Here is a 22343-nt window from a genome sequence, read left to right on the forward strand (position 1 = left end):
CAAACCTCAACAGGAGTGCCCAAGGGAATGATGATGAACAATGAAACTATATACACTCTGAGTGATGAGCAAAGAGAATAAGGGTTAAGCCAACTGATGAAATTCACTTAACAAGAATCGGTTCATATAGTCAGAGTGCCAAATTTCGCTTTAGTTCCCTAAAAGAGAGATTTTTCTATTCACTTTAGCTTTATGTCGTTTTTAGAGTCATTGAGGGAAAAAAAGGGCAACCCAATGGGTTGCCTGACTGATCTACTTAGAGATCAAGGGGACCGCGCTAGAAGTCCCAGGGAGAATGATGAACATGAAGTAAATATTCAATGCTCAAGAGATTAGAGAGGCAATATCCGTTAAAGTTCAAAAAATAGACCGGTTAATTGTGTTTTTTTTAACTTTAATTTTAATTCATTGTTTTTAAACTATAAAAATTACAATAACTCTAAGATATTTTTCTCTATCGCCATTGGTTTCGTTGCCGGCGCAAAGCGTTTCTCCACTTTTCCCTGCTTGTTAATTAGAAACTTGGTGAAGTTCCACTTGATCCGTTCAGAACCTAGTAAGCCTTTTGCTTCAGTTTTTAAATATTGGTAGAGCGGCGTTGTTGCTGCGCCGTTTACCTCTATTTTTTCAAAAAGTGGAAAAGTAACCCCAAAGTTGAGTTCGCAAAATGAGCTGATGGCTGCACTATCGCCTTTTTCTTGAGCACCAAACTGGTTGCAAGGAAAGCCAAGTATGACTAAGCCTTGAGATTGGTATTTCTGATAGAGTGCTTCGAGTTCTTTGTATTGCGGAGTAAAGCCACACTCACTCGCTGTATTTACAATAAGAACCACTTTTCCTTGGTAGTCTTTTAAAGCGGTAGATTGACCTTGAATATTTGCAACTGAAAAATCGTAAATTGATGATGGCATAGTGCGCTCCTTTTTGAGAAGCATACTATTAAATGATTTTGCGGGCAATATTGTTGTGCACAACCCATATTGGTATGAATTGCAGCAAATAAATAGCTTCTTTGAGAAAATTAAATTAAAAGGTACTCACAAATGAGTAAGTACCTTTTTGCTAAGTAACCTAAGCAACCTAAGTAACAGGGCTACAAAGCCTTGCTTTTTCTATGAGTCGCTCGGGACAAATGACTCTGGGAAATGACGAGTGGTTGTTTCATCAATAACGACCGTGACATCTTGCTCTGCAGAGTCGATAAAGAAAGGAAGCGTATCATCTTGTGGCTCACTAACATTAGACAGCTCTGGGTCGTCATTTTGCGCTAGGCAGGTATAACCTAGACTATATGTGTCAGCAACCACAAAACCAAATTCATAGCCATAACCTAAGTTAGTGCCTTCAGCGTCTTCAATAGGGTTAACTCTAGCAGAAGTAATAGGAGCAACCTGAGTGAGTACATTCGCGCCACTTCTAAAATCTGCCATATCATCAAGTGCCGTATCGCTTGGATAGAGGTAAACTGCTGAAGAAAACTCTGAACCACCGGCATTGGCTTCACAAGTTGCCATGGTTTCAGGACTTATTTGCCCTGCAATTGCGCCAACCTCGGCGTTATTAACCAATTGCACTGACGTTGGTTTTAACGTCCAGTATTGCTTATTTCCATGCGGAGCTTGAAGCCCTTTAGATAGGTTAAACTCAGCGACGAAAGCGTTATTACCAGCGGCTATCGTAAATGCTTTATTGAAAAACAAACGGCCAGTATTGTCTTCATCAGCGCCTTCGCCACCACAAGAGCCGTTACTGTTGGTAACTAGTCCTTCAACAACGCCACCTACATATTCTCCGCTGTCATCTTTAGCGGCGCCAGAAAGTACATAAGAGCTATCGGTATCTGATATTTCGTTATTTTGCATATAGATACACATTTGGTATTCACCGACTGCAACAGATTGACCACTGACAAGTGTTTCGACATTTTGCCCTTGCACACTTAATAGGTCGACGTGTTGTAGCCCGTCCTCTCCAACTGAAACGTCGAATGAGACAGAACCTTCACTGTTTTTTAATACCACTTGCTTAAAGGCGATATTAACAATATTCGCATCAGCGGGATTATCTGATACGCCAAGGGTGAATGTGCCGAACTCTTGGTCTGGGGTGGAATCTGAATCAGAACCACAGCCAGATAACATGATGCTGGTTGCTATCGCGATACTCAAAGATGTGAGTTTTATATTTTTCATCATTGCTCCAAATCATATCACTCAGGATATTCATTATAGTTGTTATAAGTACTTTTGCTGGGGTAAACCAAAGCCGTAATCGTTGATGAATGCTGACTTTGTCGACCAATACCCCCGCGGCACTATAAGGGAGTTTGAGATAAATATCTGCTGAACCGTTATGGCAAATTTAACAAAATAAGATGTTGCAGATTGTTGTTAATCTAAATCAACACCTTAATTATTTGAGTGGAGAGATCATGTTTGAATTTTAATTGAGAACAGTGTGTCTTTAATGTTGAGTATGTTGTCTGTTGGCTGGTTTTACGTTGAGCTTTATTAAAATGCGAACTCAGTACGGTGGTTTAGATAAAAATTAAGATAAGTTTTGTGTATGCTCCTGACAAATTAAAATATGTGTCGGATTAACAATGAAAATAAAACTTTTAGTGGGTGCTGCAGTATTGAGTTTGGCTAGTGTTTCAGCTCAAGCAACCGATTTTACCTTGGGGCTTAATGATGACACCTTGCTTACTGATATACAGGTAGACTTGAATAAGGATGTCAATGCGTCTGTAGAGTATATCTACTCTGATAAAGGTGGTCAGATGCTATCAGGTGCTATGCATATAGCCCATGATGCTGGAGTGCACCATATTGAGATCGGTGCTAAGTTTTCTCAGCTTTGGTCTAAGAAAAGTCAAAATGGTAATGTGGTAGGCATAGGCGGACGCTACGCAATGCACTTAGGTTCAAACGTTTCAGTGCATGGCTCTGGTTACTACTCGCCTTCAGTATTGTCGTTTGGTGATGTTGATGGTTCTTGGCAGGTCGACGGCAAGGTTCAATACCAGCTAAATCCTTCATTAGCACTTTTTGTTGGCTATAGAAATATCCGTTTTCAGTACGATGACGCAGCCAATACTACATTTGACTCAGGCTTCTATTTAGGCGGCAGAGCAACGTTCTAGTGTTAACTGATTTCAACAGCTAATAGCTAAATCATGGCTATTAGCTGTTATTCCTCTAGTTTAATTCCGCTTTACCTAAATGACTACTGTTAATCTCTAATCTATCTCTACTAGCTTAAAAGCTTTATTACTTTTGTCATGGTTATAAGCCAAAGTACGTTTTACATTTTGATAAACGCCTGTTTCATGTAGACTTAAGTCAAATTATTGTCATAAACGTGATTACCGTCGTGTTGAATTCAATTTAGTGTGGCTTTTAAAAACGGATTTATCTTCCATGCACATAAAAACAATAACATTCCTTTTGCTTATGTTGTCCATTATAGGCGGCAATGAAAGTGCGCATGCTAGTGCCGTTTTCGATCAGAAATACCTCTTTGAAGCGGTCGAAGGGGATGCTAATCCACAAGATTTTATGACGATAATGCCCTGGGTTAAGTCTCACCCGTTACAGAGTAAAGTCTCATTGGCCGGTGGTGATTACTGGATGGCAAGCGCCTTTGTTATTTTAGAAAACGAAGGGCAATGGAGCGTTAATGTCAAAAATTCCATTATTGAGTCTGTTGACTATTGGATCATTGGTGAAGATGGCTCTAAGCAATATTTTCACAGCGGCTATTATGCTCCTTATGAATTTCTATTTGATTATGCGCGTAAGGTCGAGTTAAAAAATGAGACTAACTATTGGCTGGTGAGTCGAATTAGTAGCCGCTACTATTCATCACAACCTAAACTGCAACTTGAGCCTTATCAGCAGCATAGACTTAAGTCAGATTTAAGTGCGATGTTTATAGTGCTCTGTTTAGGGGCGCTTGCTTCAATCGCTTTTTATAACTTACTTATTTATGCATCAATTAGAGATAAAGCATTTTTATATTACGGCTTTTATGTTTTAACTTATTTCACAGGTTGGGCGTTAACCTTCCATATTCCTGCGCACCTTTTTGAATTGCATGCTTTACAGTTACACCATCTGTTTTTTATTGGTTTGCCAATCTTTAACATTCTTTTCTATAAGCACTTTTTACAATTACCAGAGCTTTCTCCAAAGTTATGGCAGCTTAGTAAATATCTGATGTGGGCGTGTATCATCGCCTTGCCGACGAGTATTTATTTAATTTCTTACACTGCAATTATTGCTTCAATATTGATTATGTTATGGATTGCTTTAGCGATCACTTGTGGCAATGTTTGTTTGCTAAAAGGCTTTTATCCTGCCCGTTATTTTATTTTCGCATTCACCTGTTTATTGCTGCCTGCAGTCCTTATTTTGCCAGGAAATATGGGGGTTACGCCCGACTTTTTTGATAACGCTGAGTTAGCGACTCTTGTCGGTGGCACGGCTGATGCGCTGCTATTATCGCTAGCATTGGCTCATAAAATTCGTATGTTGTCTGATGAGAAAGAGCGTTATATCGAAACGTTAGATGTCGCTTGGAAAAATGCGAGAATCGATGAGCTTACTGGTACTGCAAACCGTTTTGCTTTTGATGAATTTATGCGTCAAGAGCAACCCATTGGTCCCTCAGCGAATGCAGAGTGTTATCTAGTGCTTATTACTATTGAAGGTCTGTCATTGGTGAATAAAAGGTTGGGGTTAGGAGAAGGGGATAAACTCATCCGTTTTGTCGCTAGCCAATTGGAGCAGCGTATCGAGAGCCGCAGTCAAGAACATATCTATAGAGTCGGGGTAAATGACTTTGTGTTGTTTATTGATAAAGAAAATATTGCAGAACTTGATCAAGCTACCGGTAAAATTGAATCGCATTTTAATGCTGAAGGCTTTAATGATGCGAGCTTACATGTTGGCCGCTGCCTGAATACTGAAGTGGTTAACAATCATGAATGGTTGCGTAATGCAGATCAGAACTTGTATGCCAACAAGAGTATCAAGCGGCGCCAGCTATATTCTAAGCGTTTGAGTAGTACACTCGATATGGATATGTAATGAGTTGTTTGAGGCTGAATAAGTTCAGCCTCAAATTCGCCTTTAACGGCGCCTACTTTCGCTGATGAAGTGCTCTTCGGAAAAGGCTTCTATTGGCGAACGCTTACTGTTATTACGTTGCTCTTTTTTACGCTGTTGTAAGCGTTTACTTTTACTGTCATTACTAAAGCTATCATCGAAGTCATTGTGCCACTCCGCTTGCTGGTCAAACTCATATGTGTTTCTCATCGACTTAACCCTAACGTTTACGATTGCAGGTGTATTAACATGCTAGATATTAAAAAGTGAATATGACACCGCTATGACAAAGCGTAGGCTTTTGGTTGATGAAATAAAAAAGCCATGTATAGCATGGCTTTTTTGAGTGTGACCTGTTGTGCTTTGGCTTAACTGACTCGACGCATCTTTGCGACAAACATGCCGTCAGTATCAGCATTTTGCGGCCAAACGGTTAGCATAGTTGCAGCTTGTCCAGTAAAGGGGTGGCTAAGCTGTTGGATAGCAAACTGAGGGTGGCTGTTAAGGAACTGCTTTACAACTTGTTCGTTTTCGACCGGGGAGAGCGAACAGGTGGCATATACCAATTGACCATCACGTTTAACGGCCTTGGCGCTGCGGCTCAGAATATCGAGCTGCAATGCTTGTTTATCGTTTACCACGGCAACATCATCGAGCCAGCGCATATCTGGATTGCGTCGCCACGTTCCAGTGCAACTACAAGGTGCATCAACAAGCACACCATCAAAGCTTTCTGCTGCTACAGGTAGCGATTCATCTTTCCAAGGTGAGGTTGATATGCCATTAAAGCCTGCACGCTTTGCTCGCTTTAAAAGCTCTTCTAATGGTTTTTTTCGAATATCAGAAGCCGTGATTGAGCCTAGGCCTTTAGGCTTTTGAGTAAGCATAAGTGAACGTAGTTGTAGCGATTTACCGCCAGCGCCACTACAGGTGTCCCACCAATTATCATCTGATTGTGGTGCACAGATCTGTCCAATCACTTGTGAGCCCAAATCTTGGATCTCAAGCTGCCCATTTAGATAAGCTTTTATTCCATTTAGGTTAATGCTTTTATGCCCGAGATTGACTGTATCACTAAAAAAATCGCTACTTGAAGCGTCGATATTTTCGCTTTGCAATTGCGTACACAGTTGCTCGGCAGTGCATTTTTGTGCGCGCCCCCAAATTGGCGGACGTGAGCTCATCGCTTCAATCAGTGCCAGTTCATCGCTTGACTTAATGTCTGTTACGTCCCAAAACCACTGTGGTAGTAAATCCCGCGGGCTAAACACTATATCAGCAAATGATTGCTGCACATATTGGCATTTCTCCACCACCGTCGGCATGGTTCTTGTGCTGTTAACAATACTGTACTGGTTAGATTGGTTAGCGAACTCTCGCCAAGCATCACTAAATTGACTCCAGCTGTGCTGTTCTAACTCAGCAACAATGCTAAGTACGGCAAACCAACTTTCATCTTGCTCGGTGCTGGTATGCACATTTTTAAGCCAACCCCACCAGCGAAATAGCGCAAATAAGCTTTCTCTGATCACCCGCCGGTCTTTAGAGCCGTGTTTCTTATTGGCGCGAAAGTACTCACCGACAATGCGATCTGCAGGCATTTTTTGTTCAAAGACACTATTAAATAGCTGATGAATTGTATTGCTGTAGCTCAATGCGCGTTTTTGAGCACTGCTCTGTGCTTGAAATGCATTAGCTGAAGATGTGGATGATTCGACCATGTAGATGTGCCTGACACAGAAGCCTCAATGGGCTCATAGAAAAAGTGGCGCAATTGTAGCAGAGTCTAAGCTTAAGCGCCTCTATCAACATAGGGCGCTTATTTGTTTATCGATTTAAATATGCAAGATCAACATTTAGTGTCATTAACTTTGTTATTCCACTAGTTGCTTTGCTTAATGAGCGGAATACCATTAGTCCCGACAGGAATATATACGGTGGTATGGTTGGGCGAGTCTGCCATATGCCTTTGAGCATTTATCGCTTCATGTTGCAGGTAGTTAGCCGTTAGAGTGGTATTAATAATTTTCTGGGCTTCAGCTATCCCTTTGGCTTCTTCAATCCTTATCTCGGCATCTTTTTGAGCGATCTCTTTTTGCGTTGCTTTCTCTGACAATAGTTGCTGCGCCGCGAGTTTTTTCTCTACTGCTGTGGCAACAATTGCAGGATAGTTAATGTTACCAACAACAATGTTGGTGATCTCAAAAGGTGTTTGTTCAAGATATGTGGTGAGTTGGCTAGCAACAGAATCGGCAATGCGTGAACGGTTTTCTTTCAAGGCTCGACTATCGTATTTCTGCACCTCGTCACGTACATAAGTTCTAAATGTTTCTCGTACAAATCTGGGATACCAGTTTTCAGCGCCAAAATCTTCTACTACATCTTTAACTGTATTGGCGCGGATCCCAATCACCGCATGAAAATCAAAACTAATGTTTAAATCGTCATTGGCGAGGATCTTAAAGCTTTCTGTATAGGTGTTAGGGCGCATATCGATGTTGATGACCTGATTACGCCACAAGGAAACCCCATAATTAGAAGGCCCTATTAATGAGCCTCTATATCCACCTTCACCAAAAATTCGCGGCTTTTCAAATATGTAACCCTCTTGCCCTGCTGGAGTGTTAGGGTTAGAGCAGCCACCAAGTAAAGCTGCAAACAGTACCATCGCTATAGTTGCGGCTGGGGCGTTTTTTCGATCTTTAAACATGGTTACATCCTTTTGGTGTTTAAATTCGCTCTAAATAATTTGATAGTAAGTTTTGAGTATTCGCTAATAATCTAAATCTAATGCAAAGCACAAATAACGCATGAGTTGCTGACAATGCTCAAATTCTCTTGAACAAAATTCAGTGAAATCTGCCCCACAGATCTGCTCCATTGAGATAGGTTTAATTGCTATAAAATCTTTGCGCTTAAGCTCATCGAGCATTGGGTGAGTCTTATCGTAGCCCTTTGGCGGCCTTATAAGCTGACTGCCATCCATGTTAAAGCCTGCCTGGGTTAAGGCTTTCAACGCCTTTTTATAACCATTAGGGTTTTCATCGATACAACTGCGTATTGCATTTAATGCTTTAGATTCTGGATGCCAAATACCTGCGCCAAGGAAGCAGCCGTCGTTGGCGATATGCAGATAAAGACCCGGTGCATGCACATCTTTACCTTGAAAGTGACGAAATTGGATGCCTACATTGGTTTTATAAGGTGTTTTATCTTTGCTAAAGCGGCTGTCTCGTTGGGGGCGCATCATACTGCCGCCGACCTTTTTAGGCACAGCAGTCAATCTGGGCGAAAGCGCTAATACCGATGGTTGCATCGCTTCAATAAACTGTAATGCTGGCGTTCTTACTTGCTGCTCATAACGGGGCTGGTTCGCTTTAAACCATTCACGATCATTGTTAACTGACAGTTCATTTAGGAAATCAAAACTTGCAGGTGAAAACATTCTTCAGTTCTCAGAGTGGTTTAATTGCTGATTAACATAGCAAAATAGACTCATGATGGCATGTATTAATTAGCTTCTTGAACGATAATGCCCACTTTGGGTACTTGCTCATTTAGCGTTATAATAGCGGCTTAGTATTTTGTGCTGCATTGGCGGTAGAGCCATGGCCTTATTGATAGGTGCCGCATTTTTCGTCCACTGCGGCGTGTTAATTAAAGGAATGTTATGAAAGTTTGGGTTGATGCTGATGCTTGTCCTGGTGTTACTAAAGAAACGTTATTTCGCGCCGCAGATAGAGCCGAAATCGAAACCACACTGATCGCCAATCATAGCGTTAGGATCCCACCTTCAAGATTTATAAAAATGGTGACTGTTTCATCAGGTTTCGATGTCGCCGATGATGAAATTGTTAAGCGACTTACTGCTGGTGATTTGGTGATTACCGCAGATATACCGTTGGCGGCTGAAGTGATAGAAAAAGGTGGCTTAGCGCTAAACCCGCGAGGTGAGTTGTACACTGAGCAAAATATTAAATCGATTTTAAACATGCGCGACTTTATGGATACCATGCGCGCTAGCGGCGTACAGACTGGAGGTCCGGCAGCGATGAGTCAAAGCGAGCGTCAAGCCTTTGCTAATCAGCTCGATCGCCTTATCACTAAATTCAAACAACAAAAATAACCCGTCTTGATTGGCCTGTTAAGTATTGTCTTGGCATGAATGTACAAATGTATAGTCGTGCCAACAAAGTCCTTTTATAGCGGCCTTCCTACCTTAAACTCTGCTGTTGATAGCATATTTATCAACGAGTGGTCCCCTCTAAAACTGCGGTTCTAGACCTTATAAACGCAAAGCCATTCCAAGGAACTGCTGTGTTTACCGATGGTTTTATTGTTTTAAATCTTAGAGTGGAAAAAGCTCTTACACTGGGATAAATCACAAAACATGGCTATCATTGTAATACTTAAGTTAATTATTTAACTGCCTTTTTGTTTTTTGTTAGTTAACATAGCAAACATGTCTCAGTGCGTAAGAGCTGTTTGACTATAACAATAGGTTATCGGTATGCGATGGTTAATATTGGCTCTTTGGGTTTATACCTTGGCGACGGGTTGTGCTTATGGCCGAGATTGGCAAGATAGTGATGCTGATGGGGTCCCAGATAAAAAGGATGCCTGCGCTCAGTCTCTAGTGGGGCAAAGAGTGGATGCTAGTGGTTGCGCTCGATTGGAGTTCGCCACTGAGCTTTGCCTTAAAACGGTCTCGGGTGGTTTTTACCCTGCCAGTTGTACGAAATTGTCATCTAATATTGTTAAATTCGAGTTTGCAAAATCAGAGTTGTTACTGAGCCAAAGAGCGGTGCTTGAACGTGTGTCGCTATGGTTAGCTCAAGTTCCTGCTCGATTATTGCTAATTGGTCATACGGACTCTGTTGGTGGTGAAGTCTTTAACCAAAAGCTGTCATTATTGCGAGCAAAAAGCGTTAAACAAGCTTTAATTGATGAGTTTGATTTTAAGCCTGCACGTTTTGATGTAGAGGGCGTTGGCAGCCAAGCGCCTATTGCAAATAACCACACCGATAATGGTCGCGCACTAAATCGAAGAGTAGAGTTTTTAGTTATTTTTTAGCTGTTTTTAATTATAAATCATAAGTTAAGGGAGTATATACATGGATAACTTGCAAGGTCTGATGGATCAAGCACCAGAACTAATAGTCACCTATGGCATGAAAATATTATTTGCCGTAATTATTTTTGTGATTGGTAAGTTTTTAGCCGGAGTCGCCAAAAAGCTAACCACCAAACTGCTTAAGAAACGTAAAGTTGATGAAACTGTGACTTCGTTTGTTAGCAACATCGCTTGGTCGTTGGTGTTAGTATTTACCATTGTTGCCACGTTAGGGCAGATTGGTGTGCAAACTGCGTCTCTGGTCGCAGTAATTGGTGCCGCGGGTTTAGCGGTTGGTTTAGCGCTACAAGGTTCGCTCTCTAACTTTGCAGCAGGTGTATTGATGGTGTTATTCCGCCCTTGCAGAGTCGGTGACTATGTTGAGGCCGCTGGCATTGCGGGCACAGTAAGCGAGATTACTATCTTCTCAACGAAATTACTTACCCCAGATAATAAAGTTATCATTGCACCAAACTCGGCAATGATGGATGGCACTATTATTAACTATTCGGCAATGGAAACTCGCCGTTTAGATTTGGTGATTGGTGTGTCGTATGACGCTAACCTTGCTGAAACCAAGAAGGTACTGACCACTATATTAGATAACAGCCAATATGTGCTTAAGGATCCTGCTTATACTGTAGCGGTTGCTGAACTTGCTGATTCATCGGTAAACTTCGTCGTTCGTCCATGGGTTAAAGGTAGTGACTACTGGCCAGCTCATTTTGAAATCCTTGAGCAGATCAAAGTGGCACTTGATGAAGCGGGAATTGGTATTCCATACCCACAGATGGATCTGTATGTGAAAGAGACACCTGCAAGTTAATTGCGTTTTGTATTAAAAAAGGTCAGCAATTGCTGACCTTTTTTGTGGCGGAATGGCTAGGGTTGTTGATCTTTCATCGTTATTTTTATGCCCGTTTATTGACTAGTGAGAGCTGTCTGACTGATATTGATAGTCAAATTTTGGCATTGACCAATGGTAACGAATCGCTAGCATTCTAAAGCTAAAGCCAAACAATACAGCTGTCGTTAGGCTTAACCACTCTGCGATCCCATTAAGTTTCATGGCAACATACAAAGTTGCTGTCAGTAATGCGACCAACGCATACAGCTCTTTCTTAAAGATAAGCGGTACTTGGTTACACAAGATATCTCGAATTACGCCGCCAAAAACACCCGTTACCACACCCATTACAATCGCAATTTCAGCGCTATAACCTAACATTAGCGTTTTTTGTGCACCAACGATTGAAAATACTGCCAGTCCAACAGCATCTATTGCTAGAAACAACCTTGATAGGTAACGCATCAAAGGTGCGAACATCACGGTTAATAGTGAGGCAGCCGCAACAGCGATTAGGTAATGAGCATTCTCAATCCATATAATTGGGTAGTTACCTAGGAGCATATCGCGCAAAGTACCGCCGCCAATAGCCGTGACACAACCAATAATGACCACCCCAAAAAGGTCCATCTGTTTTTTACCAGCGGCTAGGGCGCCAGTCATTGCTTCCGCTAAGATACCGATGAGCCACAAAGCACTAATTACTTTAACTTCTAACATAAGATGCACTAGCCAAATAAAAGGAAGCGAATTTTGCCCCTGTTTGGCTAGGAAAGATAGTGATTAAATTTATTTTTAGCATTATTAAAACTAATGCTAAATTTTCTGTTGGTCGTTGTTGTTGCTAGCCAATATGGGGGATGTGATAAATGCTAGCCTTGGTTTTACTTGTTGATTGATATTAATGATGTTCGGTTATGGTAATTTGTTAGGTATTTTGGGGCTTTTGAGCTCAAGACGATTAAGTTGTCAAAGTGTTAGCACTGTTTATTTGTTGAACTCTCTACTGATTTGATGCTGGTACTGACGTCATAGGCACAGTAGTATTGGCCATTAAGTATGAAAACAATATCGATAATGAGGTAACTAATGATAGATTTTCGCAGTGATACCGTCACTAAACCTACCGCAGCAATGCGTGCGGCTATTGGCGTTGCCGAGGTCGGAGATGATGTATATGGTGACGATCCAAGCGTCAATTACCTTGAAGATATGGCTGCAGAAATGTTTGGTTTTGATGGTGCATTATTTACTTCATCAGGCACTCAAGCCAATTTATTAGCCTTAATGGGTCATTGCGAACGTGGTGACGAATACCTGTGTGGCCAACAAGCGCACAACTATAAATTTGAAGGTGGTGGCGCAGCTGTATTGGGTAGCATTCAGCCGCAACCATTAACTAACCAAGCTGATGGCAGTATTTTGCTCACTGATATTGAAGCTGCTATTAAGCCTGATGACATCCATTTTGCTCGTACTCGGTTATTGAGTTTGGAAAATACCATTGGCGGCAAAGTTGTGCCACAAAGCTATTTAGCTCAAGCGCAGAGTTTGGCGTTTGAGAAGGGACTAAAAATCCATCTCGATGGTGCCCGAGTTGCAAATGCTGCGGTTGCGCAAAACCTGCCCATTACCGATATTACCCAATATTTCGATTCTGTCTCTATCTGTTTATCAAAGGGTCTATGTGCACCTGTTGGCTCAATATTGTTAGCCGATGAGCGCTTGATCAAAAAAGCCCGCCGCTGGCGAAAAGTACTAGGTGGTGGTATGCGTCAAGCGGGAATACTTGCGGCTGCGGCACAGCTAGCGTTGACCGAACAAGTTGAACGATTAGCAGAAGATCATGATAACGCGAGCTACTTAGCGTCGCAGTTGTCTACTATTAGCTCATTTGATGTCGATATGTCATTAGTGCAGACCAATATGGTGTTTGCCACCGTTGTTGGTGAGATGGATATTACTGCTGTCGCTAACGAGCTTAAGCAGAAGGGCATGCTCATTAGTGCTGGACAAACGTTACGTTTAGTTACTCATGCCGATATATCTCGTGCAGATATCGATAGCTTTATCCGCGAACTTAAAGTGATTTTACAGCGCTAGTTGCTCCCTGTTTCTTGCACAATTAAAGAGCCCTTAACGTTAATCGTTAGGGGCTTTTATTCATCGCTTGTCTCGTCCTTGAATCTGTTTATCCATTAGTTTAGCGCGTTGCTTCAATCCATCAATGCTTATGGCCAGTTTCCCCACCAGCAAGTTTGTTACCTTGGCTGTCGTAAAACCCGCTACTACCATGCTGGATAAAACCCTGGTGGATCATTTTAGCGATAAAAGGGTCAGACTCATTGTCACCGACATCAGCAAAATCAATATCTTGATAGCCTGAGATCAACGCGCCAAATTCATTGTTTGAAAAAGAGGTTACCTCAAGCAGTTGATACTGCATGCTGCCGCTAGCATCGCTAACCACAAATGACTGTGGTAGGCCTAGTTTCTCTATCCAGCTGACTGTCAGTTTGTGACCTGATTGCTCTCCACTGTATTGCTGCGTGATACAGGTATCTGCCATGTCTTTGTTGCGCAGCGCTAGTTGCTGTAAGCCTTTAATCGTTGTTGGAGAGATAAGGTGGTTTAACTGCTCGAAATTGAAGTGCATATTAAGCGAGAGCAGATCGCCTTTTCGGTAACTCACAGAGCGATGCTCAATAGGAAAATAGCGAACATATTCTCCGCGACTATCCCACAACTCAAAGCTTTGTGGGTTGTGCTGATAGATAACCTGTTGCTTATTACGTATCAAGGTTACTTCACGGCTGTCGCCATGGCTGTTACTAACGCCATAGCGCGCACTGAGATGCGATGCATCTATTGTCTCTTCGATTAACGAGCATTGGGTAGCATAAGCTGCTGAGCTGAAAAGCTGACTGATTAAACCACCAGCTAGTAACAGTGCTGTACGCGTCGATAATGGTTTAGAGAGTAATGGGTACTGCATGCTCACTCCTTAAAGGGGCTAATTCTTGTGTTTTAGTCGAGTCTAGAATCTCTAGTACTCATGCTTAGATGTGAATAAGCCACTGACTACTGACTCAGCTCAGTGGCTTGCAACATCAACTCTGTTAAAGCGCTTAGTTACGGCTGCATCGCTTCGGCTTTTTCTACTAAGCTTGCGGCGTGGTTCATTACATGGAAGATGTGGTTTTGCTCAACGGTGCCTTGAACAAGGTGTGAGCCCGGACCACTGGCGAATATGCCAACATCTTCACCTGCATGAGTTTCGCTGCCTAGTGGCACAAGTGCCTCTTGATGGAAACCGGCATGTTGGGTGTCTACATAGTTCAAATCGAAGCGACCAGGTGCAGCCGCATAGCCGTATCGCTCATCGCCACCTGTTGCTAGGCTCGCATAACCTAAGCCGTTAGCGTAGCCAACAGTGGTGTATGGCAAACCATTAGAGTCTGTAGCATTAGTGATGGCAGGTTGACCATCTGAACCATTGCCTTTTACTAGGCCCAAGATAGGGTTGCCACGAGTGGGGTAGCCTGCAATGGTGAATACGTGACTGTGATCCGCGGTGACCATCAGTAAGGTATCTTCCTCTGAGGTTTTCTCCATCGCAATACGCACTGCTTCAGACAGCGCGATTGTGTCATGTAACGCACGGGCTGCATTACCCGCATGGTGGGCGTGGTCTATACGACCCGCTTCAATGATAAGTACAAACCCTTTGTCATTCTTTTGCAAAATATCAATTGATTTAGCGGTCATTTCAGCAAGTGATGGTTCGCCGCTAACGCCATTTGTGGTGCGATCGAAGTCATACTCCATATGCGACGAGTTAAACAAACCTAATGCATGATCTGTGCTGCTTGGGTCAAGTGTTAGGAAGCTATCTCTGTCAGTAACATAAGCCGCATTGTTGTACTTTGCTAGCCATTCATCAGTTAGGTTGCGGTTATCGAGGCGTTTACCTGATTTTCCTTCGGGATCTGTCATTGTGTTTGGAATAAACGCGCGGCGACCTCCACCCATTACCACATTAAGTCCGTTACCAAAGTCAAAATCGAGCAGTTGTGATGCGATATCTTTACAGCCATTTGTTACCGCCTCTGCGGGCAGATCTGCATCGCTCTCCCAGTTACGCTCAGGAGCGTGGGCATAAGTTGCTGCAGGGGTTGCATGAGTGATGCGCGCTGTAGAGACCACACCCGTTGATAATCCTGCCATCGCTGCCAGCTCTAGCGAGGTGACTAGGTTTTGCCCTGTAGTTGAAGCACAGTTACCGCGGTTGACACCTTCCGCTTGCGAAAGCACGCCAACATCGGTTTTTACTCCGGTAACCATTGCCGTCATGGTGCCCGCTGAATCGGGGGTTTGACCATCGACGTTATAGGTTTTAGCTAGGCCTAAGTAAGGCAGGGTTTCAAACGATAGTGAATTTTCTTCACCGGTCTGCCCGTTCATTTGTCCTTCTAAAATACGCGCTGCAGTGACGGTTGATACACCCATGCCATCACCGACAAATAAGATAATATTTTTAGCTGCACCAGCTTGATTATCAACGGTTAAGCCATCGGCTTTTGCTACTTTAGCTTGGCCGTCGATAAACCACTGATTAACCGCGGTCCAGTCTTGACCGTTGCTACCATTTCCACCATTGCTGCCATCATTGCCGTTATTGCCGTCGGCACCGTTATCACCATCACTGCCACACGCTGCTAAACCAAGCATTGCTGCAATCGAAAGTACGAGTAATTTCTTGTTCATTTTTAACTCCAATTGTTGGGTACTATTGCTGACATAGTTAATGAGTCAGCGGATATTGATTAATGACCTATTAGGTATTAATACTTAGTACCGCCTAGCGCTTGTGCTTGGTTGATGATGTGGAAAATAACGTTCTGCTCAATAACGCCTTGAATAAGATCGGAACCCGGACCGGTTGCATGCAGGGTGATATCTTCACCAGCATGGGTTTCACTGCTCATAGGTACTAATGATTGCTGCATGAAGTCTTTGTCTTTGGTATCAACTGAGCTTAAGTCATCACGCACGCCAACTACTGCGCCAGGCCCATTGGTGTAACCCACAGTAGTGTATGGTTTGCCATCTTGAGCAATAGCCAAGTCGCCACCAACATTGTGGACTAAACCAAGTATTGGATTACCGCGCTTAGGGTAGCCTGCGATAGTAAATACATGGCTATGATCGGCAGTAACCATAATAAGGGTTTCTTGTGGATCCGTTGCTTCAATAGCCGCTTTTACTGCATTCGACAGTTCAACGGTGTCCATCATGGCGCGATAAGCATTACCTGAATGGTGAGCATGATCGATTCGACCTGACTCAACGATAAGCAGATAGCCATCTTCGTTCTTATTGAGCAGCTCAATTGATTTGCTGGTCATCTCAGTCAGAGAGGGTTCACCGGCGGTGTCATCAGCTCTGTCAGCCTCATATTCCATATGAGAGGAGTTGAATAAGCCTAACAAATGATCAGTGCTATCAACGTCAATGGCATCAAATCCAGCTTTATCCCAAACGTACGCTGAGTTACTTAAGTTGTCGGTCCAAGCGGCGGTTAAATCGACACCATCGCTGCGGCGACCACTTTTGTTTTCGCCATCGGTGACATCGTTTGGAATGAAGTTACGACGACCGCCGCCCAGTGCCACACTTAAAGCATCCGCTTCATCACGCATTACTAGTTGATAGGCGATGTCTTTACACTCGTTGGCGATAGCTTCTGCTGGCAGGTTAGAGTCGGCTTCCCAATTACGCTCAGGAGACGTTGCATAGGCTGCTGCTGGCGTTGCGTGGGTGATGCGAGCGGTACTGACAACCCCCGTTGAAAGACCTTTGGCATTGGCCAAATCAACTAGAGTAATCAGCTCATTGCCTTTAGAAGATAGGCAGTTAGCACGCAGGCTGCTGTCAGATACTGATAGCACGCCCGCTTTAGATTTAATGCCTGTGACCATTGCTGTCATGGTGCCAGCAGAGTCAGGAGTTTGTTGATTAGTGTTATAGGTTTTAACCAATGCTGTTTTTGGAAACTGCTCAAAACTTAAAAAGTTTTCTTCGCCACCTTGATTGCCTGTTTGCTGTTGTCCTTCAAAAATGCGCGCAGCGGTTAAGGTTGAAACCCCCATGCCGTCACCGACAAATAAAATCACATTCTTGGCTTTCTTGGGCGTTGTTTGTTGGGTTTTATCGCTAACTAACTTAGCGCTGTCTTTAAACCATTGGCTGTCAGTTTGGTTGCTAGGCAGTACAGCCGCATTGGCTGCGATTGTTACCAGGCTGCAAGAAGCTATAACTGCTATCTTTTTGATATTAATCACTATCATCACCGTCAATTTGTATAATTTATAGGAGGTTTGTTTGTGGCGCAGTGATTGTCAGTGAAAAGTATGACGTTATGGAGATGCTTTTGTGTCAATTATGTTGCTTATTAAATGAAGTGTAGTCATGTACTTTTCATCTATTTTGGTGCATCGCTGCATCAGCAGTGTGCAAAATTGACAACTAAGTGGTTTGTATCTTCCTCTTAACTATTGAAATTAAAGGTTTAAATATTTGGCGTGCTATTTGCTACTACTTTATAGGTATTTAACGTTACAGTTGCAGAGGTATCACGAAATGAAATTTTACAGTCGACGATTTATAAAACCAGAACACCTTAATCCTGCCAATTCATTATTTGGTGGTCAGCTACTAAGTTGGATTGATGAAGAGGCTGCTATTTTTGCGGGTTGCCAAATGCAGAGCCAAAGTCATGTGACTAAACTGATTTCTGAAGTGAACTTTATGATGCCTGCACGGCAGGGGGATGTGATCGAGTTCGGTTTATCTTTATTAAGTTACGGCTCAAGCTCAATCACTGTATCTTGCAAAGTGCGTAATAAACTCACCCATGCACCGATTGTCAGTATCGACAAAATGGTGTTTGTGCATGTTAATGAGCAAGGGCTGCCCGTGCCACATGGGATGCGGGCTAATGCGGCCTAAATTGACGAATACTTAAAGGGTATCGTCTTCGCTAAGGTCATTTTTTACTGAGTTAACTGCATCGCGGGAGGCGTGGCCAATGGCGCGAGTGGCATCACGGCTAGCGTGACCTATCTCGGTGGTGACTTCTTTGGTGGTTGCACCGATTTGATTACCTGCGTCTTTGAGTTCTGCGCAGGCGCTGAGCATGCTAATTGCAATAATCGTCATTGCAAGCGTTGATCGTTTCATAGCTTAATACCAATCACAGTAAGTAAGAGTTCAGAGATAGCGCAGAAAAAACGCTTGAGAACTAGGCGGTAATTTTCGATAAGTAGTTAATGTCTAACAACGTTATCGAGTGTTTTAACAAGCTAGGGTGAGCCGTTAGTTACTACGATTGGTATAATACCATCTTGAAAAATAATTGCTGGCACTATGCCAGCAATTTTCAATTTGATCTAGTGTTTCACAACGGATTAGTGCAGCTTTAGATGCGGGTGGATAATGCGGCTAATGCCTTTAGCAAACATCAACAGGGTGCCTTTCACTGGCCCATGTAGCTCTATTAAATGTCTTCTATAAAGTGAGGTGTAAACGAAGCGAGCAATCTTGCCCTCTACCATCACGCCACCGCCAATAAATGACATTAAGTTACCCACAGTGTGGAATTTAGATAGGTTAACCAGAGCGCCTAAGTCTTTATAGACGTAGTTATTTGATGCGGTTTTGCCATTAAGTAACAACATGATGTTGTCTGCGGTCATCAATGCCATCTGTCTAGCTGATTGGCCTCTTGGTGGCACCCAGCTGCCATCTTCTTGTGGGCAGGCTGCGCAATCACCAATGGCGAAAATAGCGGCATCGCGAGTAGTCTGCATGTTCTGCTGGACCATCACTTGATTGATATGGTTACTCTCTAGCCCACCAATCTCTTTTAAAAAGTCAGGTGCTTTAACACCCGTAGACCAAATCACCATATCCGATGGAATGAACTCATCTTCAGAAGTGTGTAAACCCTCTGTAGTGACTTGATTGATGCGGGTATTAGTCATCACTTTAACGCCTATCGCGGTTAACTCTTTAGCGACAGATTCTGATATCTCAGCTTTTTCTACTTTTGGCAGAATACGTTTGTCTGCCTCGATTAGCGTGATCTCAAGCAGAGTACTATCAATCTTGTAGCCAAAGCCTCGCAGCTGATCGACCGCGTGGTGCATCTCTGCTGACATTTCAACGCCGGTTGCACCAGCGCCAACAACCGCAATCTTAATTTTTTCATCCAGTTGGTGATGGCTGGCATAGCGCATGAACTTATTGAGCAAAATGGTGCGGATCTCCATTGCTTGTTCTGTGCTGTCCAAAAAGACGCAGTTGTCACGTACACCATCAATATTAAAGTCATTGGCAATACTACCAATCGCTATGACTAGGTAATCGTAATCAATACGACGTGCTGGCAGCAGTTCTTCACCATTGTCATCAGTGATGGGAGCTAAAATGACCTGTTTAGTGCCTCTATCGATATCTGTCATCGCGCCTTGTTGGAAATGGTAACCATGGGCAGCGGCATGACCGCGGTAGCTTATCGCATCAATGCCGATATCAAGTGCGCCAGTTGCTACTTCGTGCAGTAAAGGCTTCCAAACGTGGCTTTCAGCACAATCTATTAGCGTCACTCTTGCTTTGCCTTTACGGCCGAGTTTATGCCCTAGTTTTGTGGCGATCTCCATCCCACCAGCGCCACCACCGACGATGACAATATTTGCCATTTCATGCATAGGTTTACAATCCTTAAATAAATATAGTGATAATCAAAAAACAATTCTTGGAACGGGTGGTGGTTGTAACTTATTGTTTTAGTTATTTTAATTTTACCTTAAATTATCCTTAAAATAAAAAAGTAACAACACAAAATATAAGGCTATTGTAGCAGTGAGTTATGAAAGCAGCAATTTGCTCTTTATCTAGTCGAGTTGCAGGTGAAAGTAAGGTTATTGTTTTTAATTTATTGATTAGTAAGTAGTTTACTTTAGTGTTATCAGGTTTTTCAGCTGGATTTTGATGATATTCCGGATCAGAAACTGTGAACTTGGGGCGGGATGAATGTCTAGAAGTGTGAACTGGATAGTAGTTTGTGTCAGAGAAGTTAGCGGCATGCCCTAAAGTAGAACATGCCTGCTAATGACTAAAGTTTGCTTAAGCGTGACTTATAGTCATCGATGATATGTTCCATGATCTCTTGTACTGAGGTGTCTTTGGTTTTGTTGTCCATAAAGACTTTGAAGGTTACCAGTACATGAATGTCATCTCTTAGGCGGTCATTCTTCATCGAAAAGTAAGCTTGCTCTTGTTCCGCTTCTCTGACAACACAACCTTCATGTTCAAACAGTCGAGTACCTGAATGACCGTGCCACTTAGTAATTCTGTCTAGAGCGATTTCACATGAACGGTTAATTTCAATGTGGTTTAGCCAGCTTGTTGGGTGAGACGGGTCCTTAATATGAGGGCATCGGACTGTATAGTTATAAACGTGAGAAATTGCTGTCATAAATTACCTACCTGTTCGCTGTAACGGATGCCGCATCGGGCACTGTTTTTTATTATGGTCAACAACATTTCGTTGGCCTGTGCGTACTGTATGTGTCTAACGTTAACAATTAAGTTTTAACTTTGGTTATCTAAACTAATTACAGCTTCTTTGTCATGCTGTTAGATAAATAACGAAAAGAGCTAATTCATTTGTAACACTATTGGTTAATGATTGAAACTAACAAGCTTGCTAATACCAATCAGTATAAGAATAACTTAGCAGCCTAGCTAAAACTTAGTTGCTCTGACTGTTTTTTACCATGACATTGACGCCAATAAACTTGCCCTAGCTCTCACTTTTGCCCCAGCAACTTCGACATAGGGCTACTTTGGCTAATAAAGCATCAGTTAATTTAACTCAGCGGATTGGTAACTGACTCAGACCTTAGCAACTGTTAATAACAGAATCTTGTCGCCAACACTGTAAACATGATGAAACAAGCATGTAAAAAGGTTTATAAAGTACTAAGTATGTGCTTATAATTTCAAGATAAAAATAATTACTTATTTAATCCCCTCAGGAGGCTTTGATGGCCGGTTCTACAGTTTTTAAATTCAAACTGCTCGCCATGGTGTGTATTAGTATTATGGCTACTGGCTGCGGTGATGCTCCTGCCCCGCAAGCTCCCATGCTACCGAGTGTGATTGTGAGCACTGCTCATCAACAAGAGATCCAATCCAAAAGTGAAATTGTTGGCCGGACTCGGGCATCGGAAGATGTGATGATTAAATCACAAATTCAAGGACAGCTACTTAAACGTACCTTCGTTGAAGGTGATGATGTCAAGCAAGGGGATTTGCTGTTTGAAATAGACCCAGCAACTTATGTAGCAGAACTTGCTCAGCAAAAAGCAGTACTCAAACAGGCGATAGCTTCTCGAGATGTGGCCGTGATGAACTGGGAACGTGGCCGCCGCTTATTACCTGATGGCATGATCAGTGCGCAAGATATGGATGAACTGACTTCGCGTAAATTGACAACCGCAGCAGGCGTTGTACAGGCTGAAGCCGCGGTAAGTGCTGCAGAATTGCAACTTAGCTACACCAAAATCTATGCGCCAATCTCTGGGCGAATTAGTAACTCGAAAGTCAGTACTGGTGACATCATCAGTCCACAATCTGATATGGCTAACTTAGTGCAGTTACAACCTATGTGGGTTAATTTTCAAGTCCCAGAAAGAGCACTGATTACAGCACAACAAAACTTCTCTAAAGCCCTTGCGCGAGATATTAGCATTCAAGATATCGTGATTAACCTGCGCCTGCCGAATGCCACTATGCATAAAGAGACTGGCTATATCGATTTTGTCAGTAACAAGGTAGACCCTGCAACTGGGACTTTACCGCTAAGAGCCACCTTCGACAATGTCGATAACTTTATGTTACCTGGGATGTTTGTCACCTTGATTATTGAGTCTCCGGTAAAAGAGCAAGCATTATTGATCCCACAGGCATCGGTACAAGAGGACCAACAAGGTCGTTTTGTGATGGTGTTGAACGCCGAAAATAAAGTTGAAAAGCGTATCGTCGAACTTGGTGAGCGTTTCGGCATCGAATGGCGAGTATTAAGTGGTCTTGAAGGCGGCGATCGTATTGTGGTCGATGGCCTACAAAAGATCAGGCCAGGCATTGAAGTGAACGCTGTGGAGCAAGAGATTGTTCCTTTTCAAGAAGCTAACCAAACTAAGTAGGG

General features: G+C 42.8%; 21 protein-coding genes. 8 read left to right on the top strand and 13 right to left on the bottom strand.

What is annotated here, in order from left to right; translation table 11 throughout:
- Positions 1-428: 428 nt before the first annotated feature.
- The gene (locus AB4135_RS00565) at positions 429-911 is read right to left on the bottom strand and encodes a glutathione peroxidase (RefSeq protein ID WP_371989398.1); all 483 of its coding nucleotides are present in this window, start codon (positions 909-911) and stop codon (positions 429-431) included.
- 201 nt (positions 912-1112) lie between these two features.
- Positions 1113-2183: a DUF4382 domain-containing protein gene (locus AB4135_RS00570; RefSeq protein WP_371989525.1), complete on the bottom strand. Its 1071-nt coding sequence runs from the start codon at positions 2181-2183 to the stop codon at positions 1113-1115.
- 419 nt (positions 2184-2602) lie between these two features.
- Here AB4135_RS00570 and AB4135_RS00575 point away from each other — a divergent pair, with 419 nt between their 5' ends.
- Both AB4135_RS00575 and AB4135_RS00580 read left to right on the top strand, forming a co-directional pair.
- Positions 2603-3142, top strand: coding sequence for a YfaZ family outer membrane protein (locus AB4135_RS00575; protein ID WP_371989400.1), 540 nt, complete (start codon positions 2603-2605; stop codon positions 3140-3142).
- Positions 3143-3419: 277 nt separating this feature from the next.
- Entirely contained in the window at positions 3420-5090 is a 1671-nt protein-coding gene (locus AB4135_RS00580; RefSeq protein ID WP_371989402.1) for a 7TM diverse intracellular signaling domain-containing protein, read from the top strand.
- Between the two features lie 42 nt (positions 5091-5132).
- On the opposite strand, the gene AB4135_RS00585 is transcribed toward AB4135_RS00580, so the two are convergent.
- The 4 genes from AB4135_RS00585 to AB4135_RS00600 form a co-directional block, all read right to left on the bottom strand.
- Positions 5133-5318: a hypothetical protein gene (locus AB4135_RS00585; protein WP_371989404.1), complete on the bottom strand. Its 186-nt coding sequence runs from the start codon at positions 5316-5318 to the stop codon at positions 5133-5135.
- A 158-nt stretch (positions 5319-5476) separates the two neighbouring features.
- A complete protein-coding gene (locus AB4135_RS00590; protein WP_371989406.1) occupies positions 5477-6829 on the bottom strand; it encodes an RsmB/NOP family class I SAM-dependent RNA methyltransferase in 1353 nt (450 codons plus the stop codon).
- Positions 6830-6990: 161 nt separating this feature from the next.
- Positions 6991-7776 carry an SPFH domain-containing protein gene (locus tag AB4135_RS00595; protein ID WP_371989527.1) on the bottom strand — a complete coding sequence of 262 codons (786 nt, stop codon included), beginning with the start codon at positions 7774-7776 and terminating at the stop codon, positions 6991-6993.
- 105 nt (positions 7777-7881) lie between these two features.
- Complete coding sequence (locus AB4135_RS00600) at positions 7882-8553, bottom strand: DUF2461 domain-containing protein (RefSeq protein WP_371989408.1); 672 nt, start codon at positions 8551-8553, stop codon at positions 7882-7884.
- A gap of 225 nt (positions 8554-8778) precedes the next feature.
- Between AB4135_RS00600 and AB4135_RS00605 the strand changes: the two genes are divergently transcribed.
- The 3 genes from AB4135_RS00605 to AB4135_RS00615 all read left to right on the top strand — a co-directional run bounded on the left by AB4135_RS00605 (position 8779) and on the right by AB4135_RS00615 (position 11047).
- Entirely contained in the window at positions 8779-9234 is a 456-nt protein-coding gene (locus tag AB4135_RS00605) for a YaiI/YqxD family protein (protein ID WP_371989410.1), read from the top strand.
- Between the two features lie 384 nt (positions 9235-9618).
- Positions 9619-10182 carry an OmpA family protein gene (locus AB4135_RS00610; RefSeq protein WP_371989412.1) on the top strand — a complete coding sequence of 188 codons (564 nt, stop codon included), beginning with the start codon at positions 9619-9621 and terminating at the stop codon, positions 10180-10182.
- A 40-nt stretch (positions 10183-10222) separates the two neighbouring features.
- Positions 10223-11047, top strand: coding sequence for a mechanosensitive ion channel family protein (locus AB4135_RS00615; RefSeq protein ID WP_371989414.1), 825 nt, complete (start codon positions 10223-10225; stop codon positions 11045-11047).
- A gap of 102 nt (positions 11048-11149) precedes the next feature.
- Here AB4135_RS00615 and AB4135_RS00620 read toward each other — a convergent pair whose 3' ends face one another.
- Positions 11150-11788 (bottom strand): trimeric intracellular cation channel family protein, encoded by a 639-nt coding sequence (locus AB4135_RS00620; protein WP_371989416.1) that lies wholly within the window; start codon positions 11786-11788, stop codon positions 11150-11152.
- 369 nt (positions 11789-12157) lie between these two features.
- Between AB4135_RS00620 and ltaE the strand changes: the two genes are divergently transcribed.
- Positions 12158-13171, top strand: coding sequence for a low-specificity L-threonine aldolase (gene ltaE, locus AB4135_RS00625; RefSeq protein ID WP_371989417.1), 1014 nt, complete (start codon positions 12158-12160; stop codon positions 13169-13171).
- 121 nt (positions 13172-13292) lie between these two features.
- On the opposite strand, the gene AB4135_RS00630 is transcribed toward ltaE, so the two are convergent.
- The 3 genes from AB4135_RS00630 to AB4135_RS00640 form a co-directional block, all read right to left on the bottom strand.
- Positions 13293-14063 (bottom strand): hypothetical protein, encoded by a 771-nt coding sequence (locus AB4135_RS00630; protein ID WP_371989419.1) that lies wholly within the window; start codon positions 14061-14063, stop codon positions 13293-13295.
- 137 nt (positions 14064-14200) lie between these two features.
- Positions 14201-15835, bottom strand: coding sequence for an alkaline phosphatase (locus AB4135_RS00635; protein ID WP_371989420.1), 1635 nt, complete (start codon positions 15833-15835; stop codon positions 14201-14203).
- 77 nt (positions 15836-15912) lie between these two features.
- On the bottom strand, positions 15913-17418 hold the full coding sequence (locus tag AB4135_RS00640; protein WP_371989422.1) for an alkaline phosphatase: 1506 nt from the start codon (positions 17416-17418) through the stop codon (positions 15913-15915).
- A 292-nt stretch (positions 17419-17710) separates the two neighbouring features.
- On the opposite strand from AB4135_RS00640, the gene AB4135_RS00645 reads away from it, so the two are divergent.
- Entirely contained in the window at positions 17711-18079 is a 369-nt protein-coding gene (locus AB4135_RS00645; RefSeq protein WP_371989424.1) for an acyl-CoA thioesterase, read from the top strand.
- A gap of 12 nt (positions 18080-18091) precedes the next feature.
- Here the strand turns inward: AB4135_RS00645 and AB4135_RS00650 are convergent, their stop codons facing one another.
- The 3 genes from AB4135_RS00650 to AB4135_RS00660 form a co-directional block, all read right to left on the bottom strand.
- Complete coding sequence (locus AB4135_RS00650) at positions 18092-18310, bottom strand: hypothetical protein (protein ID WP_220735884.1); 219 nt, start codon at positions 18308-18310, stop codon at positions 18092-18094.
- Between the two features lie 227 nt (positions 18311-18537).
- On the bottom strand, positions 18538-19839 hold the full coding sequence (locus AB4135_RS00655; protein WP_371989426.1) for an NAD(P)/FAD-dependent oxidoreductase: 1302 nt from the start codon (positions 19837-19839) through the stop codon (positions 18538-18540).
- A gap of 407 nt (positions 19840-20246) precedes the next feature.
- Positions 20247-20609, bottom strand: a complete 363-nt coding sequence (locus AB4135_RS00660; protein ID WP_371989428.1) for a cytoplasmic protein — start codon at positions 20607-20609, stop codon at positions 20247-20249.
- A 571-nt stretch (positions 20610-21180) separates the two neighbouring features.
- On the opposite strand from AB4135_RS00660, the gene AB4135_RS00665 reads away from it, so the two are divergent.
- The gene (locus AB4135_RS00665) at positions 21181-22341 is read left to right on the top strand and encodes an efflux RND transporter periplasmic adaptor subunit (RefSeq protein ID WP_371989430.1); all 1161 of its coding nucleotides are present in this window, start codon (positions 21181-21183) and stop codon (positions 22339-22341) included.
- Positions 22342-22343 lie beyond the last annotated feature (2 nt).

The organism is Shewanella sp. 10N.286.54.B9 (assembly GCF_041468565.1).
Lineage (GTDB): Bacteria > Pseudomonadota > Gammaproteobacteria > Enterobacterales > Shewanellaceae > Shewanella.

What these genes read in the sequence shown, in the direction of transcription:
- AB4135_RS00565 (WP_371989398.1), bottom strand. Translation starts at nt 911, where the DNA reads ATGCCATCATCAATTTACGATTTTTCAGTTGCAAATATTCAAGGTCAA.
- AB4135_RS00575 (WP_371989400.1), top strand. Translation starts at nt 2,603, where the DNA reads ATGAAAATAAAACTTTTAGTGGGTGCTGCAGTATTGAGTTTGGCTAGT.
- AB4135_RS00580 (WP_371989402.1), top strand. Translation starts at nt 3,420, where the DNA reads ATGCACATAAAAACAATAACATTCCTTTTGCTTATGTTGTCCATTATA.
- AB4135_RS00585 (WP_371989404.1), bottom strand. Translation starts at nt 5,318, where the DNA reads ATGAGAAACACATATGAGTTTGACCAGCAAGCGGAGTGGCACAATGAC.
- AB4135_RS00590 (WP_371989406.1), bottom strand. Translation starts at nt 6,829, where the DNA reads ATGGTCGAATCATCCACATCTTCAGCTAATGCATTTCAAGCACAGAGC.
- AB4135_RS00595 (WP_371989527.1), bottom strand. Translation starts at nt 7,776, where the DNA reads ATGGTACTGTTTGCAGCTTTACTTGGTGGCTGCTCTAACCCTAACACT.
- AB4135_RS00600 (WP_371989408.1), bottom strand. Translation starts at nt 8,553, where the DNA reads ATGTTTTCACCTGCAAGTTTTGATTTCCTAAATGAACTGTCAGTTAAC.
- AB4135_RS00605 (WP_371989410.1), top strand. Translation starts at nt 8,779, where the DNA reads ATGAAAGTTTGGGTTGATGCTGATGCTTGTCCTGGTGTTACTAAAGAA.
- AB4135_RS00610 (WP_371989412.1), top strand. Translation starts at nt 9,619, where the DNA reads ATGCGATGGTTAATATTGGCTCTTTGGGTTTATACCTTGGCGACGGGT.
- AB4135_RS00615 (WP_371989414.1), top strand. Translation starts at nt 10,223, where the DNA reads ATGGATAACTTGCAAGGTCTGATGGATCAAGCACCAGAACTAATAGTC.
- AB4135_RS00620 (WP_371989416.1), bottom strand. Translation starts at nt 11,788, where the DNA reads ATGTTAGAAGTTAAAGTAATTAGTGCTTTGTGGCTCATCGGTATCTTA.
- ltaE (WP_371989417.1), top strand. Translation starts at nt 12,158, where the DNA reads ATGATAGATTTTCGCAGTGATACCGTCACTAAACCTACCGCAGCAATG.
- AB4135_RS00630 (WP_371989419.1), bottom strand. Translation starts at nt 14,063, where the DNA reads ATGCAGTACCCATTACTCTCTAAACCATTATCGACGCGTACAGCACTG.
- AB4135_RS00635 (WP_371989420.1), bottom strand. Translation starts at nt 15,835, where the DNA reads ATGAACAAGAAATTACTCGTACTTTCGATTGCAGCAATGCTTGGTTTA.
- AB4135_RS00640 (WP_371989422.1), bottom strand. Translation starts at nt 17,418, where the DNA reads ATGATAGTGATTAATATCAAAAAGATAGCAGTTATAGCTTCTTGCAGC.
- AB4135_RS00645 (WP_371989424.1), top strand. Translation starts at nt 17,711, where the DNA reads ATGAAATTTTACAGTCGACGATTTATAAAACCAGAACACCTTAATCCT.
- AB4135_RS00650 (WP_220735884.1), bottom strand. Translation starts at nt 18,310, where the DNA reads ATGAAACGATCAACGCTTGCAATGACGATTATTGCAATTAGCATGCTC.
- AB4135_RS00655 (WP_371989426.1), bottom strand. Translation starts at nt 19,839, where the DNA reads ATGCATGAAATGGCAAATATTGTCATCGTCGGTGGTGGCGCTGGTGGG.
- AB4135_RS00660 (WP_371989428.1), bottom strand. Translation starts at nt 20,609, where the DNA reads ATGACAGCAATTTCTCACGTTTATAACTATACAGTCCGATGCCCTCAT.
- AB4135_RS00665 (WP_371989430.1), top strand. Translation starts at nt 21,181, where the DNA reads ATGGCCGGTTCTACAGTTTTTAAATTCAAACTGCTCGCCATGGTGTGT.